This window comes from Bradyrhizobium sp. JYMT SZCCT0180 (genome assembly GCF_018130165.1).
GTDB lineage: Bacteria > Pseudomonadota > Alphaproteobacteria > Rhizobiales > Xanthobacteraceae > Bradyrhizobium.
Window position 1 is genome coordinate 74509 of sequence record NZ_JAFCLZ010000028.1, and the last position, 15763, is coordinate 90271.

Annotated in this window: 16 protein-coding genes; 11 read left to right on the forward strand and 5 right to left on the reverse strand. The window is 63.4% G+C overall.

Annotated elements, in window-relative coordinates; genetic code table 11:
* Positions 1–82: 82 nt before the first annotated feature.
* The 6 genes from JQ641_RS32505 to JQ641_RS32530 all read left to right on the forward strand — a co-directional run bounded on the left by JQ641_RS32505 (position 83) and on the right by JQ641_RS32530 (position 5838).
* On the forward strand, positions 83–1393 hold the full coding sequence (locus tag JQ641_RS32505; RefSeq protein WP_212000237.1) for an ABC transporter substrate-binding protein: 1311 nt from the start codon (positions 83–85) through the stop codon (positions 1391–1393).
* Positions 1394–1411: 18 nt separating this feature from the next.
* Complete coding sequence (locus tag JQ641_RS32510) at positions 1412–2179, forward strand: ABC transporter ATP-binding protein (protein ID WP_192737950.1); 768 nt, start codon at positions 1412–1414, stop codon at positions 2177–2179.
* A gap of 2 nt (positions 2180–2181) precedes the next feature.
* On the forward strand, positions 2182–2886 hold the full coding sequence (locus tag JQ641_RS32515; protein ID WP_212000239.1) for an ABC transporter ATP-binding protein: 705 nt from the start codon (positions 2182–2184) through the stop codon (positions 2884–2886).
* Between the two features lie 164 nt (positions 2887–3050).
* The gene (locus JQ641_RS32520; protein ID WP_192737948.1) at positions 3051–3932 is read left to right on the forward strand and encodes a branched-chain amino acid ABC transporter permease; all 882 of its coding nucleotides are present in this window, start codon (positions 3051–3053) and stop codon (positions 3930–3932) included.
* Positions 3929–4909, forward strand: a complete 981-nt coding sequence (locus tag JQ641_RS32525) for a branched-chain amino acid ABC transporter permease (RefSeq protein WP_349628658.1) — start codon at positions 3929–3931, stop codon at positions 4907–4909. Before JQ641_RS32520 ends, JQ641_RS32525 begins: the two co-directional genes overlap by 4 nt.
* Positions 4906–5838, forward strand: a complete 933-nt coding sequence (locus JQ641_RS32530; protein ID WP_212000243.1) for a polyphosphate kinase 2 family protein — start codon at positions 4906–4908, stop codon at positions 5836–5838. Before JQ641_RS32525 ends, JQ641_RS32530 begins: the two co-directional genes overlap by 4 nt.
* 90 nt (positions 5839–5928) lie before the next feature.
* Here the strand turns inward: JQ641_RS32530 and JQ641_RS32535 are convergent, their stop codons facing one another.
* The 3 genes from JQ641_RS32535 to JQ641_RS38550 all read right to left on the reverse strand — a co-directional run bounded on the left by JQ641_RS32535 (position 5929) and on the right by JQ641_RS38550 (position 7002).
* Positions 5929–6186, reverse strand: coding sequence for a hypothetical protein (locus tag JQ641_RS32535; RefSeq protein WP_192737945.1), 258 nt, complete (start codon positions 6184–6186; stop codon positions 5929–5931).
* Positions 6187–6295: 109 nt separating this feature from the next.
* On the reverse strand, positions 6296–6745 hold the full coding sequence (locus JQ641_RS32540; protein WP_212000244.1) for an MgtC/SapB family protein: 450 nt from the start codon (positions 6743–6745) through the stop codon (positions 6296–6298).
* Positions 6746–6870: 125 nt separating this feature from the next.
* A complete protein-coding gene (locus JQ641_RS38550; protein WP_283815241.1) occupies positions 6871–7002 on the reverse strand; it encodes a hypothetical protein in 132 nt (43 codons plus the stop codon).
* A 546-nt stretch (positions 7003–7548) separates the two neighbouring features.
* Between JQ641_RS38550 and JQ641_RS32545 the strand changes: the two genes are divergently transcribed.
* The gene (locus tag JQ641_RS32545) at positions 7549–9111 is read left to right on the forward strand and encodes a 2-isopropylmalate synthase (RefSeq protein ID WP_212000246.1); all 1563 of its coding nucleotides are present in this window, start codon (positions 7549–7551) and stop codon (positions 9109–9111) included.
* A 216-nt stretch (positions 9112–9327) separates the two neighbouring features.
* Positions 9328–9531 (forward strand): hypothetical protein, encoded by a 204-nt coding sequence (locus JQ641_RS32550; RefSeq protein WP_212000248.1) that lies wholly within the window; start codon positions 9328–9330, stop codon positions 9529–9531.
* Between the two features lie 461 nt (positions 9532–9992).
* Here the strand turns inward: JQ641_RS32550 and JQ641_RS32555 are convergent, their stop codons facing one another.
* Complete coding sequence (locus JQ641_RS32555) at positions 9993–11543, reverse strand: DHA2 family efflux MFS transporter permease subunit (protein WP_212000249.1); 1551 nt, start codon at positions 11541–11543, stop codon at positions 9993–9995.
* Between the two features lie 50 nt (positions 11544–11593).
* Here JQ641_RS32555 and JQ641_RS32560 point away from each other — a divergent pair, with 50 nt between their 5' ends.
* Complete coding sequence (locus JQ641_RS32560; RefSeq protein ID WP_212000250.1) at positions 11594–12115, forward strand: MarR family winged helix-turn-helix transcriptional regulator; 522 nt, start codon at positions 11594–11596, stop codon at positions 12113–12115.
* A complete protein-coding gene (locus JQ641_RS32565; RefSeq protein ID WP_212000252.1) occupies positions 12112–13188 on the forward strand; it encodes an HlyD family secretion protein in 1077 nt (358 codons plus the stop codon). The genes JQ641_RS32560 and JQ641_RS32565 overlap by 4 nt, the downstream gene beginning before the upstream one ends.
* A 43-nt stretch (positions 13189–13231) precedes the next feature.
* Here JQ641_RS32565 and JQ641_RS32570 read toward each other — a convergent pair whose 3' ends face one another.
* Positions 13232–14218, reverse strand: coding sequence for a DUF808 domain-containing protein (locus JQ641_RS32570; protein ID WP_212000254.1), 987 nt, complete (start codon positions 14216–14218; stop codon positions 13232–13234).
* A gap of 204 nt (positions 14219–14422) precedes the next feature.
* Here JQ641_RS32570 and JQ641_RS32575 point away from each other — a divergent pair, with 204 nt between their 5' ends.
* Entirely contained in the window at positions 14423–15727 is a 1305-nt protein-coding gene (locus tag JQ641_RS32575; protein ID WP_212000257.1) for a PQQ-dependent sugar dehydrogenase, read from the forward strand.
* Positions 15728–15763 lie beyond the last annotated feature (36 nt).

Below are 15763 nucleotides of genomic sequence, written 5' to 3' on the forward strand. Positions count from 1 at the left end.
CACGCGGCGCTACCCGTGTGATGTCGAAAAAAGATTAGACAAAAACAAAAAGGTGCATCGCACCATATACAGGGAGGATTTGATGCCGGGGCATAAGGTTGCGCGCCTGTTTGTCGGGCTGTCCGCCGCGGTGGCGGTGCTGGGGATGGCGGTTGCCGCCGAGGCCCAGGAGAAGAAAATCAAGATCGGCGTGATCTACGACCTGACCGGCCCGCTCGCCGGCGGCGGTTCCGAGCTGCAATACACCGGCGCCAAGATCATGCTCGACCATTTCAGCAAGACCGGCGTCGAAGGCTACAAGATCGAGGCGGTCTACGCCGACGCGCAGAGCAAGCCCGATGTCGCCATCAACGAGGCGATCCGCCTCGTCGAACAGGAAAAGGTCGACATGCTGCTCGGCTTCTTCTCGTCGGCGCAGTGCGTGCCGGTGGCCGCCCGCGTCGAGCAACTGAAGAAGTTCATGTGGATCACCACCTGCATCTCCTCGGCGGTGCTCGCCGACAAGAATTTCAAATATATCTTCCGTCCGCAGGCCAGCGGCGATCAGTTCGGCCTGATGACGATGGATTTCATCGCCCAGAATTCCAAGGAAAAGTTCGGCAAGGAGCCGAAGGACCTGCGGGTTGCGATCATCCATGAGGATGGCGCGTATGGCGTCGACGTTTCGAAGGGTAACGAGGCGGGCGCCAAGAAGGCCGGCTTCAACGTCGTCCTGAAGGAGGGCTATTCCGCCACCGCGCCGGATCTGTCCGCGCTCGTCACCAAGCTGAAGCGCGGGCGGCCCGACGTGGTCTTCCACACCGGCTACAACCCGGACATCACACTGCTGCTGCGCCAGGCGCGCGAGCAGGGCCTGAAGTTCGGCGCGCTGGTTGGCCATGGCGCGGGCTATGGCGTGTATGAGAAGCTGAAGGAAGGGCTCGGCGGCGACGTCAACTACGTCTTCAATACCGACCCGATCTCGATCTGGCTCGCCAACCAGAAGTCGATGGATCCGAAGCTGCCGCCGATGATCAAGATGGTGGGTGAGGAGTTCGACAAGGCCAAGCCCGGCGTCGCCATCCGCTCGGCCCATGTCGGCATGGCCGCGTCCAACACCTACGTCTTCATGACCGAGGTGCTGCCGCGCGCGATCAAGAAATATGGCGGCGTCGATCCCGAGGCGTTGCGCAAGGCCTCGCTCGAAGTCGATTTGCCGGAAGGCGGCACCATGCTCGGCTTCGGCGTCAAGTTCTACGGCGAAGGCCAGCAGATGGCCGGCCAGAACGAGCGCTCGTTCCCGGTGGTGATCCAGTATGTCGACGATAAATCGTATGTGGTGTGGCCGAAGAGCCAGGCGCAACGCGAGGCCGTGTTGCCCCTGCCGAAGGGCACCACCTTCAGCAGCCAGTAGGTTAGCGGAGTATCTGGGGTGCTGACGGTGAACGGGTTGGTGAAGCGCTTCGGCGGCTTCACCGCGGTCAACAACGTGTCGTTCCGGGTCGAACAGGGCGAGATTCTCGGCCTGATCGGGCCGAACGGCTCCGGCAAGAGCACGATCTTCAACATGCTGTCGGGCACGCTGGTCCCGACCGCCGGCTCGATTCTGTTCGACGGCGCGGAGATCGCGGGCGTCGCGCCGCATCGCATCATCAACCGCGGCATCGGCCGTACCTTCCAGATCCCGCGGCCGTTTCACCGGCTCAGCATCTTCGAAAACGTGGCACTAGCCGGTTACTACGGCCAGGGCAGCCACAGTCGCGCCAAGGCCAATGAGGCCGCCGAAAAGGCGCTTCACATGGTCGGCCTGACCACCGATCGCCATGCCACCGTGGACGGCCTCGGAGCCGCCGGCCTGAAGAAGCTTGAACTTGCGAAAGCGCTGGCGACCGGGCCGAAACTTCTGCTCGCCGACGAAAGCCTCGGCGGCCTCGACGAAAAAGAGATGGATGCTGCGGCGGACATGCTGCGCAAGATCCGCGACGAACTCGGCATCACCATCATCTGGGTCGAGCACATCATGGGCGTGCTGATGCGGGTGGTCGATCGCGTCATGGTGCTCGATCATGGCGAAAAGATTTCCGAAGGCCTGCCGAGTGCGGTGTCGAGCGACCCCCGGGTGATCGAGGTCTATCTCGGCACCGATGCGGATTCGACTCTAGCCGCGGCCGGGGAAGCGCGCCGGCGGGCAGGGGACTAGGTATGCTCGAATTGAAATCGGTCGATGCGGGTTACGGCACTTTCCAGGCGTTGTTCGGCGTCAGCCTCGACGTCAAGGCGGGGGAGGCGGTCGGCGTGATCGGCCCCAACGGCGCCGGCAAGACTACGCTGATGCGGGTGATCTCCGGCCTGATCCGGCCCACCAGAGGCTCGATCTCGATGGAGGGCACCGACGTGCTGGCGACCCCGGCGCATCGCATCGTCAGCCTCGGCATCGCCCACGTGCCGGAAAACCGCCGGCTGTTTCCGCGGCTCACGGTCGACGACAATCTGAAGATGGGCGCCTACATGGAAGGCGCCCGCGCCAAATATGCCGAGCGGCTGGAATTCGTGTTCGATTTGTTTCCGCGCATGAAGGAACGTCGCAGCCAGATGGCCGGCACCATGTCGGGTGGCGAACAGCAGATGTGCGCGATCGGCCGCGCGCTGATGTCAAACCCGAAACTGCTGCTGCTCGACGAGCCGTCGGCGGGTCTGGCGCCGGTCGTGGTTCAACAGGTGTTCGAACTGGTGAAGCGGATCCGCGCCAGCGGGCTGACGGTGCTGATCGTCGAACAGAACGTGCAGCAGGTGCTCAAGGTGGTCGACCGCGCCTATCTGCTCGAGGCCGGCAGCATCCGTGCGTCGGGCACGTCGGCGGAGATGATGAACAACGACACCATCAAGCAGGCGTATTTGGGGGTATGAGCATGGCATGCAGCTCACAATCTCCCGTCATCCTGAGGTGCGCGCTCTTGCGCGCCTCGAAGGATGAGTGCCCGTGGCCCATCCTTCGAGGCTCGCTGCGCTCGCACCTCAGGATGACGCCTGCGCCAAATCAACCAAATATCACCGCGGTCTAGGACAAGCCGATGCAGGGATTTCTGGACATCTTCGACATCTATCTGCTGGAGGCCGTGGTCAACGGCATCCTGCTCGGCGGGGTGCTGGCGCTCTTGGCGCTCGGGCTCAATTTGATCTTCGGCGTCATCGACGTGACCTGGATCTGCTATGCCGAGCTGGTCATGATCGGCATGTACGGCATGTACTACCTGGTCCAGTTCTACGGCCTGCCGTACTGGGCGGCGGCGCCGCTGACCATCCTGCTGGTCGCGCTGCTGGGAGCGGCATTGCACTACATCGTGATCGCGCCGCTGCTCACCGCGCCGCCGATCAACCAGCTGCTCGCCACCGGTGGCGTGCTGTTCATCCTGCAGAGCTTTGCCACCGTCGCTTTCGGCATCGACTTCCGCAATCTCGGCATCCGCCTGCCGGTACTGGCGCTCGGCGAGATGCACTTCAGCTATTCGCGGCTGTTGTCGTTTGCCGCGGCCCTGATCGGCATGGTCAGTGTCTATTTCTTCATGACCCGCACCTATACCGGCACCGCGATCCGCGCCATCTCGCAGGACCGCCAGATCATGTCGCTGATGGGCGTCGACACCAAGCGCATCTACCTCGTCACCTCGGCGCTGGGCGGCGCGCTCGCCGGCCTGGCCGCCTGTCTCCTCGTGCTGCAATACGACGTGCATCCCTTTGTCGGCCTGTCGTTCGGGCCGATCACCTTCCTGATCTGCGTGCTCGGCGGGCTCGGCAATTTCGTGGGCGGCTTCATCGCGGCGTTCGTGTTCGCCGAGATCATTTCGCTGGGCGGCCTGTTCTCCGACCTCGAATGGGGCTACGTGCTCGCCTTCGCCTTCTTCATCGTCATGATGTTCATCCGGCCCGCCGGCCTTTTCGCGAGGCGCTCGTGAACGCACGAACCATTGCCTGGGCCGTTGGATTGGCGGCGCTGATCGCGCTGCCCTTCGTCTATCGCGACCCTTATCATCTGCACATCCTGGTGCTGATCCTGATCTGGTCGTTCGCCTACACCTCGTGGTCGATCATGGGCCGTTTCGGCCTGGTGTCGCTCGGCCATGGCGGCTTCATGGGCGTCGGCGCCTATGTCACGGCGCTGCTCTGGAACCATCTCGGCGTCTCGCCGTGGATCGGCATTCCGCTCAGCATGGTGGCGGCGGGCGTGCTCGCGGTCATCGTCGCCTATCCCTGCTTCCGCTTCCGCATCACCGGGCATTATTTCGTGCTGGTGACGCTGGCGCTGTCCGGCATCGTGCTGCAGGTCATCACCGCGACGCGCGACTACACCGGTGGCTCGCTCGGCTACACGCCGAACCGCACCAAGGGCAGCCAGTTGCTGGCGCTGCAGTTCGACGACAAGACGACGTGGTATCTGATCGCGCTGTTCGTCTGGGTGGTCGGACTTCTGATCTGGCAATGGGTCGACCGCAGCATGAGCCGCTACGCCATGGAGGCGATCTCGGACGACGAGGACGCGGCGGCCGCCGCGGGTGTCAACGTCACCTTCGAAAAGCTCAAGATCACCATCATCAGTGCGCTGATGACGGCGCTGGCGGGCGCGCTGTACTGCCAGTACCAGATGTTCATCTCGCCCGACACGGTCAGCGGCATTGCGGTGTCGCTGCAGATGGTGTTCGCCGTCATCGTCGGCGGCGTCTACGTGTCGTTCGGGCCGACGGTCGGCGCCATCATTACGATCCTGCTTGCCGAATTTCTGCGCATCTGGTTCGGGACCAAGGCGGTGGGCTGGGACAATCTGGTCTACGGCGTGCTGCTGGTGCTGTTCATCATATTCCTTCCCAAGGGCATTCTTGGTAGCGTCATGGATCGGTTCAAGACGCAACCCAAGAAGAAGCCCGTAGCCTCATGAGCAAGAAATCACAGCAGCCGCTTGGCGATACCCTAAAATCCTTTGTCGCCCCGTTTCGCGTTGACGGGACGGCCGAGTTTCACCTGAAATCGCACAAGACCAGCGAGAAGGGTGGTCTCGACAAGGACAAAGGCGAGAAGATCATCGAGGCCAACCGCAAGCGGCTGAACGATCTTCAGGAGAAGCTTTACGCGCAGGACAATTGGTCGATGCTTCTGGTGTTCCAGGGCATGGACGCCGCCGGCAAGGACTCGGCGATCAAGAGCGTGTTCGACGGCATCAACCCGCAGGGCTGCGAGGTCACGTCGTTCAAGCAGCCATCGACCAAGGAGCTCGACCACGATTTTCTCTGGCGCAGCATGATAGCGCTGCCCGAGCGTGGCCGGATCGGCATCTTCAACCGCTCCTATTACGAGGAATGCCTTGTCGTGCGGGTGCACACCGAGATTCTCGGCAAGCAGAAGATTCCGAAAAAGCTGGTGACTGGGAATATCTGGCGCGAACGGTTCGAGGATATCTCGGCCATGGAGCGTTACCTCGCGCGCAACGGCACCGTGATCCTGAAATTCTTCCTCAACATCTCCAGGGAAGAGCAGCGCGAGCGCTTTCTCGCCCGGCTGGACGAGCCCGCCAAGAACTGGAAATTCTCGCTGGCCGATATTGCCGAGCGCAAGCTGTGGGCAAAGTACCAGGCCGCCTATCAGGACATGATCCGTCACACGTCGGCGCGCCACGCGCCTTGGCATGTGGTGCCGGCCGACCACAAATGGTTCGCCCGCGTCGTGATCGGCTCGACCATCGTCAGCGCGCTCGACAGGCTGGATTTGCGTTTTCCCGAGGTCGACAAGGCCGACCGCAGCGAGTTCAAGCAGGTGCGTGAGGCGCTGCTGGCGGAAGAGAAGGGCGTGGGGAAGGTTGTGAAGAAGTAGGATGGGCAAAGGCGCGTTTGCGCCGTGCCCACCATCTAACATTTCGCTTGGAATGGTGGGCACGCTTCCGCTTTGCCCACCCTACGGCGTTCAGTCCCGACCGCCCTCCAGGCCATACTCCCGGTAGATCGTCTCCGGGTCGGTTTGTGGGAACAACCGGCACTTCGCCTGGGCCAGATGCAGACCCTCGCTACCGGGGGCGCAGCCGGCAATCAGGAGTTTGCGAAGATCCTCCATATGGGGTCGCGGCTGAATCTTCTCCGGAAGCTGTTCGAGCGCGACCAGGGCCGTGGCGAGTGCCTGGGTCACCACCCACTCGTCATGGCCCGTAACACCCTTCTTTGGCATGAGACGGCCTCCTGTCGGATCGTACCCGGCAGCTTACGTCCATAAACTGGCTTTACGCAAAAGTTGAGGCAGCGGCTAACGCAACAAAGCACCTTTAGCAGTCACCCCGTCAGGTCCGATCGGGCTTGCCGCCTTCGACTTCATCGCTCTCGTCCTTGACGAGCGTCAGGAGGCGCAACGTCAGGAAGGTAAAGATGGCAACCGTGACGGCGACGTCATAACTGCCGAGCCCGACGGAAACGCCGATCGCGCCGGTCGCCCACAGGCTTGCCGCGGTCGCGGTGCCGTGAACGGAGTTGCCTTGTTTGAGAATGGCGCCGCCGCCGATGAAGCCGATGCCGGTAATCAGCCCTTCGATCACTTTCGCCATGCCGTCGGGGGAGTGCACGAGCAGGTTCTCGCTGGCTTGCACGAAGCCGCAACTGGCCAGGGCGACGAGCGGAAACGTCCTTAGGCCAGCGCTCCGTGCGCGCTTCTCGCGATCCCAGCCGATCGGCACCGCGAGCGCGAAGGCGGCGGCCAGCGCAATAAAGTGACTACCGATCTGAAACCTGTCCAAACGCGTGCCTCGTCCATGAACCGATCACCGGTCATACAGTCGGCATCCACGCATCACCATGCGGCTTTAAGCGCTGCGGGATGGTGGAACAAATGCGACATCAGCGTAACGCGTATCCGGCGCGCTCAACCCCGGTGCTGCGGTTGCGTGATCGCGGACGTTTGAATGTGCAGCTGCCGTACCGTTGTGAGCGTTGCAAACAGAACCGCAAAGCCAAAGGCAGCCAGCAAGGTCAGCAGGAAAAACCGCGGGCTCATGCGCCGCTCCATTTTTCAGATCGCCACCCGCGCAACAGATGGTTCTCCCTCCCTGGCTTTCAACCCGGAACAACGACGGGGAGGGCAAGAGGGGCGGAAGGCCGGCCGGCCGCCGCTCACGGCTGCGTGTCCGGGGGATGCTGACGGCAGGACGCCGTTTACCCTGCGGGGCTTTTGCCCCGTTAGGTCATCCTTCCTGACCATCTTTTGGCATTGCGGCCGGCCATATTTCTCGTCTAGAACGGCCTTGGAACGTGGTCCAGGCAACGAACTGTCAATGGTTTTGGCCAAGGATTTCGTCTCCTCAAGGGTCTGGCAATGCTGATTCGCAGCGAAAATGTTGGAGTTCAGGGTGGATCGGCCTCGGCCGTTCGTGCTCCCGCGATTCCGGCTGCGTCCTTGCCCACCCTCCTTATTGGCGGGCTTCTGCTTCTTATCGGCCCCTGAGGGCCGTCTGGGCGGTTGCGCCTGGGCACTCAGGGGTTGCGTGAGATCAAGGAACCCTTCAGCGCCCAAAAACGGCGCACCACCCAAAGGAAGTTGCAGATGACCACAGCCAATAAGTCCGAGAAGGACCGCGTAATCGTATTCGACACCACCTTGCGCGACGGCGAGCAGTGCCCCGGCGCCACAATGACGTTCGAGGAAAAGATCGAGATCGCCGAGATGCTCGACGACATGGGCGTCGACGTCATCGAGGCCGGCTTCCCGATCACCTCCGAAGGCGATTTCCAGGCCGTCAGCGAGATCGCCCGCCGCTCCAAGAACTCGGTCATCGCAGGTTTGTCGCGCGCCCATCCGAAAGACATCGACCGCTGCGCCGAAGCGGTGAAATTCGCTCGCCGTGGCCGCGTCCATACCGTGATCGCGACCTCGCCGCTGCACATGCGCGTCAAGCTGAACATGACGCCCGAGCAGGTGATGGAGCTCTCGATCTCCAACGTCACCCGCGCCCGCAACCAGATCGACGACGTCGAATGGTCGGCCGAGGACGCCACCCGCAGCGAGATGGATTATCTCTGCCGCATCGTCGAGGCCGTGATCAAGGCCGGCGCCACCACGGTCAATATTCCGGACACCGTCGGCTACACCACGCCCGAGGAATACACCCGCTTCATGCGCACGCTGATCGAGCGGGTGCCGAATTCCGACAAGGCGGTGTTCTCCGTGCACTGCCACAACGACCTCGGCATGGCGGTGGCGAATTCGCTGGCCGGTATCGCCGGCGGCGCGCGCCAGATCGAATGCACCGTCAACGGCATCGGCGAGCGGGCCGGCAACGCCGCGCTGGAAGAAGTCGTGATGGCGATGAACGTCCGCAACGACGTGTTTCCGTGGTGGAACAAGATCGACACCACCATGCTGACGCGGGCCTCGAAACTGGTGTCGGCGGCGACCTCGTTCCCGGTGCAGTACAACAAGGCGATCGTCGGCCGTAACGCGTTTGCCCATGAAAGCGGCATCCATCAGGACGGCGTGCTGAAGGACGCCTCGACCTACGAGATCATGCGCCCCGAGATGATCGGCCTGAAGAAGTCGTCGCTGGTGCTCGGCAAGCATTCCGGACGTCACGCCTTCGTGCACAAGCTGGAGGAGATGGGCTACAAGCTCGGCGCCAACCAGCTGGAAGACGCGTTCGTGCGGATGAAGGCGCTGGCCGACCGCAAGAAGGACATCTACGACGAGGACATCGAGGCGCTGGTCGATCAGGAAATCGCCAACTCGCATGACCGCATCAAGCTGACGTCGCTGACAGTGATCGCGGGTACCCATGGGCCGCAACGCGCCACCATGAAGCTCGACATCGGCGGCCAGATCAAGATCGAGGAAGCCGAAGGCAACGGTCCGGTCGATGCGGTGTTCAACTGCATCAAGGCGCTGGTGCCGCACGAGGCCAAGCTCGAGCTGTACCAGGTCCACGCCGTTACCGAGGGCACCGACGCGCAAGCCGAGGTTTCCGTTCGGCTCGCCCATGAAGGCCGTTCGATGACCTCGAAGGGGTCTGATCCGGATACGCTGGTGGCTTCGGCTAAAGCCTATCTCGGCGCGCTCAACAAGATCGTCATGAAGCGCGAGCGCGACATGCCGTCGTCGGCCGTGGCGAGCTGATCACCACGCACGTCACGAACGATCAATAGCGAAACGCGGCGCCTTGGCGCCGCGTTTTTGCGTTGGGTGCTCGGGTTGAACGCAGTGCCGGGCTGCCACCGTGATTCCAGTCACAGCGCAAACGTCCGGTTTTGGCCAGCCTCGATGCCGACCCTCGACGATCTCAGGCCCTTGGATGGGCGTCGGGGGATGGACGGCCTATTGAAGGAGACAATGATGGCCAACACGCAAGCAACTCTGAATGCCGGCGGCCTTGCGCCGTTGTCGGATGCCAAGCTGGACCAGGTCAGCGGCGGCTGGTTTCCCTTCATCGCCTTGGGCGTTGCACTGGGAATCGGCTACTGCATCGTGGATGGAACGCTCGACCCGAAGCCGGGCCCGAAGGGAGACTTCCCGATCGGCCCGAAGAACGTGGGTTGATTGGTTCGTCAGGTTGCCGAAGCGACGCCGTGCCCAACAGGGTGCGGCGTCGTGCGTTTGAGCGTCGCGACTGGCGTAGGCGCGCTCTACTTCCGGCTGGCGCTCGGCAACTGGACCGGGACGTGGGGCGAGGTGCTGATCACCCGGGTGCTGCCGTCCGAATAGGTCGGGCTCCGCTCGGCTTCGCTCCGGAGGGTTTCCAACAGTAGAAAGAATTTTTCTGAAAGCATGGCGTGTTCCACTTCGTTGAGGATGCCACCGCTGGTCTGGTGAAATTGCTTCTTCAGTAACGCGTCAGTATGCCTGACAATGGTTTCAGGAAGTGTTCGCCAGATCACTAAAATGGCTTCGTCGGTGGACAGAATTGTTTCATCAAAGCCTGTCTGCGAAACACTTATCACGGAAACGCGACGGCCGGCGCCCGTAAGAACCCGGTGATGTCGCATCGCATCAAGCGGCCTTTAAGCCGTCTTGCGGCCCCGGACCATCAGGACGAACAGGACGGCGAGGCCCGACGTCACCGTGTACATCGTGAACGCATTCAAATAGCCGATCATCATCGACTGGCGGCCGATCTCTTTTGCCACCCTGGCAAGGCCCGGCACGGTGTCGAAATTCCACCCGCCGGTCAGGCCCGGCGTCGTCAGCGCGCGGTTGTAGGGTGAGATCATCTCGGTCATCCGGCTGTAATTGGCGCCCGAGGTGCGCACGATTTCGGCGATCGACAGCGAGATGAAGAAGCTCGAACCGATATTGCGCAGCAAATGGAAGATCGCGGACGCTTCTGCATAATGCTTGGCATCCAGCGTGCCGAACGCCACCGCCGTGATCGGCACCCAGACGACGCCGACGGCAAATCCCTGGATCATGCTGTTGATGACCAGGATCTCCATCGTGACGTTGAGGTCGAAGGTCAGCATCCACAGCCCCGCCACGGTCTGCAGGCCAAACCCGAAGGCCATGGTGAGGCGCGGGTCGAGCCGGTTCATGATGCCGGCCATCATGAAGCCGACCAGCATCCCGACGCCGCGCGATCCGATCACCTGTCCGACCAGGGCGTCGGGATAACCGGCCTGCTGCTGCAGCAGCGGCGGCAGCAACACCATCGGCGTGAAGTTCAGCATGCCGTAGATCGTCACCAGCGCCAGCCCGATCGCATAATTGCGGTCGGTCAGGAGTTTCAGGTTCACGAACGGATCGCGGGCGCCGAGGCTGTGGATGAGGAAAACATAGAACGCGATGCCGGCAATCAGGCATTCGACCACGATCTCGGTCGAGTCGAACCAGTCCAGCCGCGCGCCGCGCGCGAGCACCAGCTGAATGGCCGCCAGCGCCGTCGCCAGCGCGATGAAGCCGGTCCAGTCGAAGCGGACCTTGGTCAACTGGTTGTCGGACGGCAGCGTCCAGGCCATGCCGATCGTGGAAGCAATTCCGATCGGCACCAGCATGTAGAACGACCAGCGCCAGCTATGCGCCTCGGCGAGATAGCCGCCATACACCGGGCCGAACACCGGCGCGACCGCGACCGCCATGCCGAAGATCGACATCACCATCGAATGCTGGCGGCGAGGGAAGGTCGCGAACAGGATCGACTGCGACAGCGGTATCACCGGCGCGCCGGCGCCGCCCTGCAGGATGCGCCACAGCACCAGCTCCTCGAGCGATTGCGCCATGCCGCAGAGCAGCGTCGCGAGCGTGAACCACCCGACCGACCACACCATGACGCGTTTGCTGCCGAAGCGGGACACCAGCCAGCCCGTCATCGGCGTCACCACCGCGGTCGCCAGGATGTTGAAGGTCATCACCCAGGCGACCTCGTCCTGGGTCGCCGACAGCGCGCCCTGCATCTGCGGCAGGATGGTCGACGTCGTCAGCAGCGCCGTGCCGTACAGCGAAGAGCCGAGCACGACCGTCATCAGCGTCAAATATCGCTGCGCCGTGGACATGGTCCCGGCGGCGTCCTCGGCCTCCATGCTGGTGGAACTCAGGGTGATGTCCCTTGCGGCAGCCACGGTGAAATACTAACCTAGCTTACTAATTTCAGGGCGGCTACAACAGCGCCATGCCGAATACCGACGAATATATTGGGGTTGTGATTTCGGACGTTGCCCGCCTGTTGCGGACCGAGTTCGATCGCCGCGTGCGCCGCCTCGGCATCACGCGGGCGCAATGGCTGGTGTTGACCCGCCTGCACCGGCGCCCCGGCGCCTCGCATTCCGAACTGGCCGAGATGATGGAGGTCGAGAAGGCCACCGCCGGCCGCATGATCGACCGCCTGGTGGCCAATGGCTGGGTCGAGCGCCGCACCCAAGCGGCCGACCGCCGCGTCAAGCGCGTATATCTGACCAAGGAAGCCGAGCGGGTCCACAAGCGGATCTGGCGTATCGCCGAGGATACGGTCGATGCCGGGCTCGCCGATCTCGCCGGGCCCGAACGCAAACAGCTGATGGCTTTGTTGCAGCGCATCAAGAAAACCCTGGTGTCGGCGGATGACGGCGAGGGTGCGCAGGGGGAGTTGGCGACGGCCCCGCGAAAGCGGGCTCCCGTGGCGACAAGCCGGCTCAACGGCAGGACCGCGCCATGACCAAGCGGATGAAGCGATTGGCGCTGGTCGGCGTGCCCCTGTTGGTGCTGGTGGGCGCGCTGGCGTTCTGGCTGCAGGGCGGCCGCCACATCTCGACCGAGAACGCGTTCGTCAAGGCTGACATTGCCCAGATCGCCAGCGAGGTTCAGGGGCGCATCACCGAGTTGCGGATCCACGACCATTCGGCCGTCGCCGCCGGCGACGTGCTGCTTCGCCTCGATCCGACGCCCTACCAGTTGGCGCTCGCCAAGGCCGAAGCGGAAATTGATTCCGCGCGCGCCGCCGTCGAGCAGCTCAAGGCCAGCCTGCGCGAGATCCGGGCCGAGACAAAGGAGGCGGAGAACAAGCTGTCGTATCTCCAGTCCCTGGCGAGACGCCAGCGTGAGCTGTCCGGACGCGGCGTCGCCTCGACCGCGAAGGTCGAGCAGACCAACAGCGAGGAGCAGGAAGGCGAAGATCGCGTCGCCGTGCTGCACCAGCGCATCGCGCGCGTCGAGGCAGCCCTCGGCGGCAAGCCCGACCGGCCGACGGATGCGTTTGCCGCGGTGCGCGAAAAACTGGCGGTGCGCGATCGCGCCGCGCTCGACCTGGCCTATACCGAAATCAAGGCGCCGAAAGCGGGTGTGGTCGTCAATTTCAAGCTGCAGCTCGGCGAGCAGGTCAAGGCGCAGACGCCGCTGTTTGCGCTGGTCACCGATCGCAGGCCCTGGCTGGAGGCGAATTTCAAGGAGACCGACCTGACCTATGTGACGGTGGGGCAGAAGGCCAAGGTCGTGCTGGATATGCATCCCGACGTCACCTGGGACGCCGTGGTGGAAAGCATCAGCCCGGCGACCGGCGCGGAGTTCGCGATCCTGCCGGCGCAAAACGCCTCGGGCAATTGGGTCAAGGTGGTGCAGCGCCTGCCGGTGCGGCTGCAGCTGGTTGCGCGGCCCGGCGAGCCGCCGCTGCGGGCCGGCATGACCGCCTATGTCAGCATCGACACAAGGCGCGCCCGCAGCCTCGCAAGGCTGCTCGGCGGCGGACCTGCGGTTGCGGCGAACCCCGCGCAAGAGACTGTCAGGACCGATTAGTTTTCGGCTTGGTTTTCGGACACCAGATCCCAAGCGAGTGCTGTCAGCCCGGCAGAAGCCGCTTCACCTGTTTCCAGACAGGCGCCACGGCATATCCAATGACCGGGATTGACGCTGCGCCGACCACCAGACCGATCACGCCTGAGATGGCCGCCTCGACGATCCATTTGAGCAAGCCGGCGACCGCCGGCAGGGCGTGGGCCGCAGCGTCGGTCGCGCTGTGGACGGCGTGACCGATCGAAGGCGGGCCGTAGGCCTCGATGCCGTGCAATATGATGCCGCCGCCGACCCAGATCATGGCGGCGGTACCGACGGCACTGAGAAATATCAGGAAGATGGGCATGCCGCGGACAAGGGCGTGGCCCAATCCGCGGCCGATACTGGCAATGACCGAAACATTGTCGTTTCGCGCCAGCGCCACGCCGGCGTCGTCGGCCTTCACGATCAGGGCTACCAGGCCATACACCGCGACGGTGATCCCGATTGCGACCACCGCCAGCACGACGGCCTGCTTCAGGATGCTGCCGGCGGGCAGGGCCGCCAGTGTGATCGCCATGATCTCCGCCGAAAGGATGAAGTCGGTCTTGATTGCGCTCGCGACCTTCTGGTCCTCGAGCGTCTGTGCCTGCAACGCCACCGTGCCGAGCTCGGCCTCATGCTGGTGCGCATGATGGGGCATGACGGCTTCGTACAGTTTTTCAACGCCTTCGTAGCAGAGATAGGCCCCGCCGAACATCAGCAGCGGTGTGATCGCCGAGGGCAGGAAGTAGCTGAGCGCCAGCGCAGCGGGGAGCAGGATCAGGAGCTTGTTGCGAAGCGATCCCGCCGCGATCTTGCCCACGATCGGCAGTTCGCGCTTGGCCGCGAATCCGATCACGTAACCTGGCGTGACAGCGGTATCGTCGATGACGACGCCGGCCGCCTTTACCCCCGCCTTGGCGGCCTGGCTGACCACATCGTCAAGGGAAGCCGCCGCCACCTTTGCGATCGCCGCGATATCGTCGAGAAGGGCGATCAATCCGACGCTCATCGATAAATCCCGTTCATGATTCGCGGGTTCCTCGCCGAGCGTGACCCTCCGCAGATTGAGCTATGACAGCGGATCGGCTTTTACAGCATCGGGCGGATTTTCACGACCTGCTTTTTCGACGCAATCAAGACTCGCAATTCGGCGTGCGAGGTTTCAACGCACGCTTTCGTCGGCTAGTGTGCGCGCGATCCAATGGGGAATAGCATGAACTTTTCTGCAATTTTTGCGCGCATCGTCGCGCTGATCGGCGGGGCTGCCTTGTTTTGGCGCAAATTGCAGGGCGACGCGCCGGCGCCTGCCTGGGGCAGCGCGCCCGTGGTGCCGCAAGCGAAGCCGCAGGGCGCCATCCCGACGCTCAAGATGCCGTCGGCGAGGGGCTGGGACGACGGGCAGAAGCCGGCCGCAGCACCGGGGCTCAAGGTCAATGCATTTGCGACCGGCCTGAAACATCCGCGCTGGATCAACGTGCTGCCCAATGGCGACGTCCTGATTGCGGAGTCGAACCAGGTCCCAGGTCCGGTCAGAAACGTGTTCGGTTATGCGATGCAGGCGACGATGCGGCGGGCCGCGGCGCTTGGCGAAAGCGCGAACCGCATCACGCTGCTCCGCGATGCGGATAGCGACGGCGTCGCCGAGAAGCGCGGGGTTTTCATGGAGGGGCTGAACCAGCCGTTCGGCATGGCGCTGGTGGGCGACAATTTCTATGTCGGCAACACCGACGGCGTCGTGGCGTTCCCCTATGTGGCGAACGCCGATCGCATCACGGCAACAGGTCGCAAACTCGTCACCTTCAAGCCGGGCGGACATTGGACGCGGAGCCTGCTGCCGAGCCCGGATGGCAAGAAGCTCTACGCTGGTGTCGGCTCGCTCACCAACATTGCCGACAACGGCATGGAAGTGGAAGAAGGCCGTGCCGCGATCCATGAGCTCGATCTTGCCGGCGGCTCCAGCCGCATCTTTGCCGGCGGCCTGCGCAATGCGGTCGGCATGGCCTGGGAGCCACAGACCGGCGTGCTCTGGACCGTGGTCAACGAGCGCGACGGGCTCGGCGACGAGACCCCTCCGGACTATCTGACCTCGGTGCGCGATGGCGGCTTCTACGGCTGGCCCTATTGCTACTGGGGCCGGACGGTGGACGATCGGGTGCCGCAGGATCCGGCCATGGTCGCCAAGGCGATCACGCCGGACTATGCGCTCGGCGGGCACACTGCGTCGCTCGGTCTTTGCTGGGTGCCATCAGGCACGCTGCCGGGTTTTCCCGACGGCATGGCGATCGGCCAGCACGGCTCCTGGAACCGCAGCACGCTGAGCGGTTACAAGCTCGTTTTTGTGCCGTTCGAGAACGGGCGTCCGTCAGGGCCGGCGCGGGATATTCTCTCCGGCTTCCTCGCGCCCGACGAGAAGGAATCCTATGGACGACCGGTCGGGGTGGTGGTTGGTCCCGACGGCCGGTCGCTCCTGATGGCGGACGATGTCGGCGACGTCATCTGGCGCGTCACCGGCGCGTAGCAGAACGCCCGCGACGGCTGGATCGGCGAACGAAAG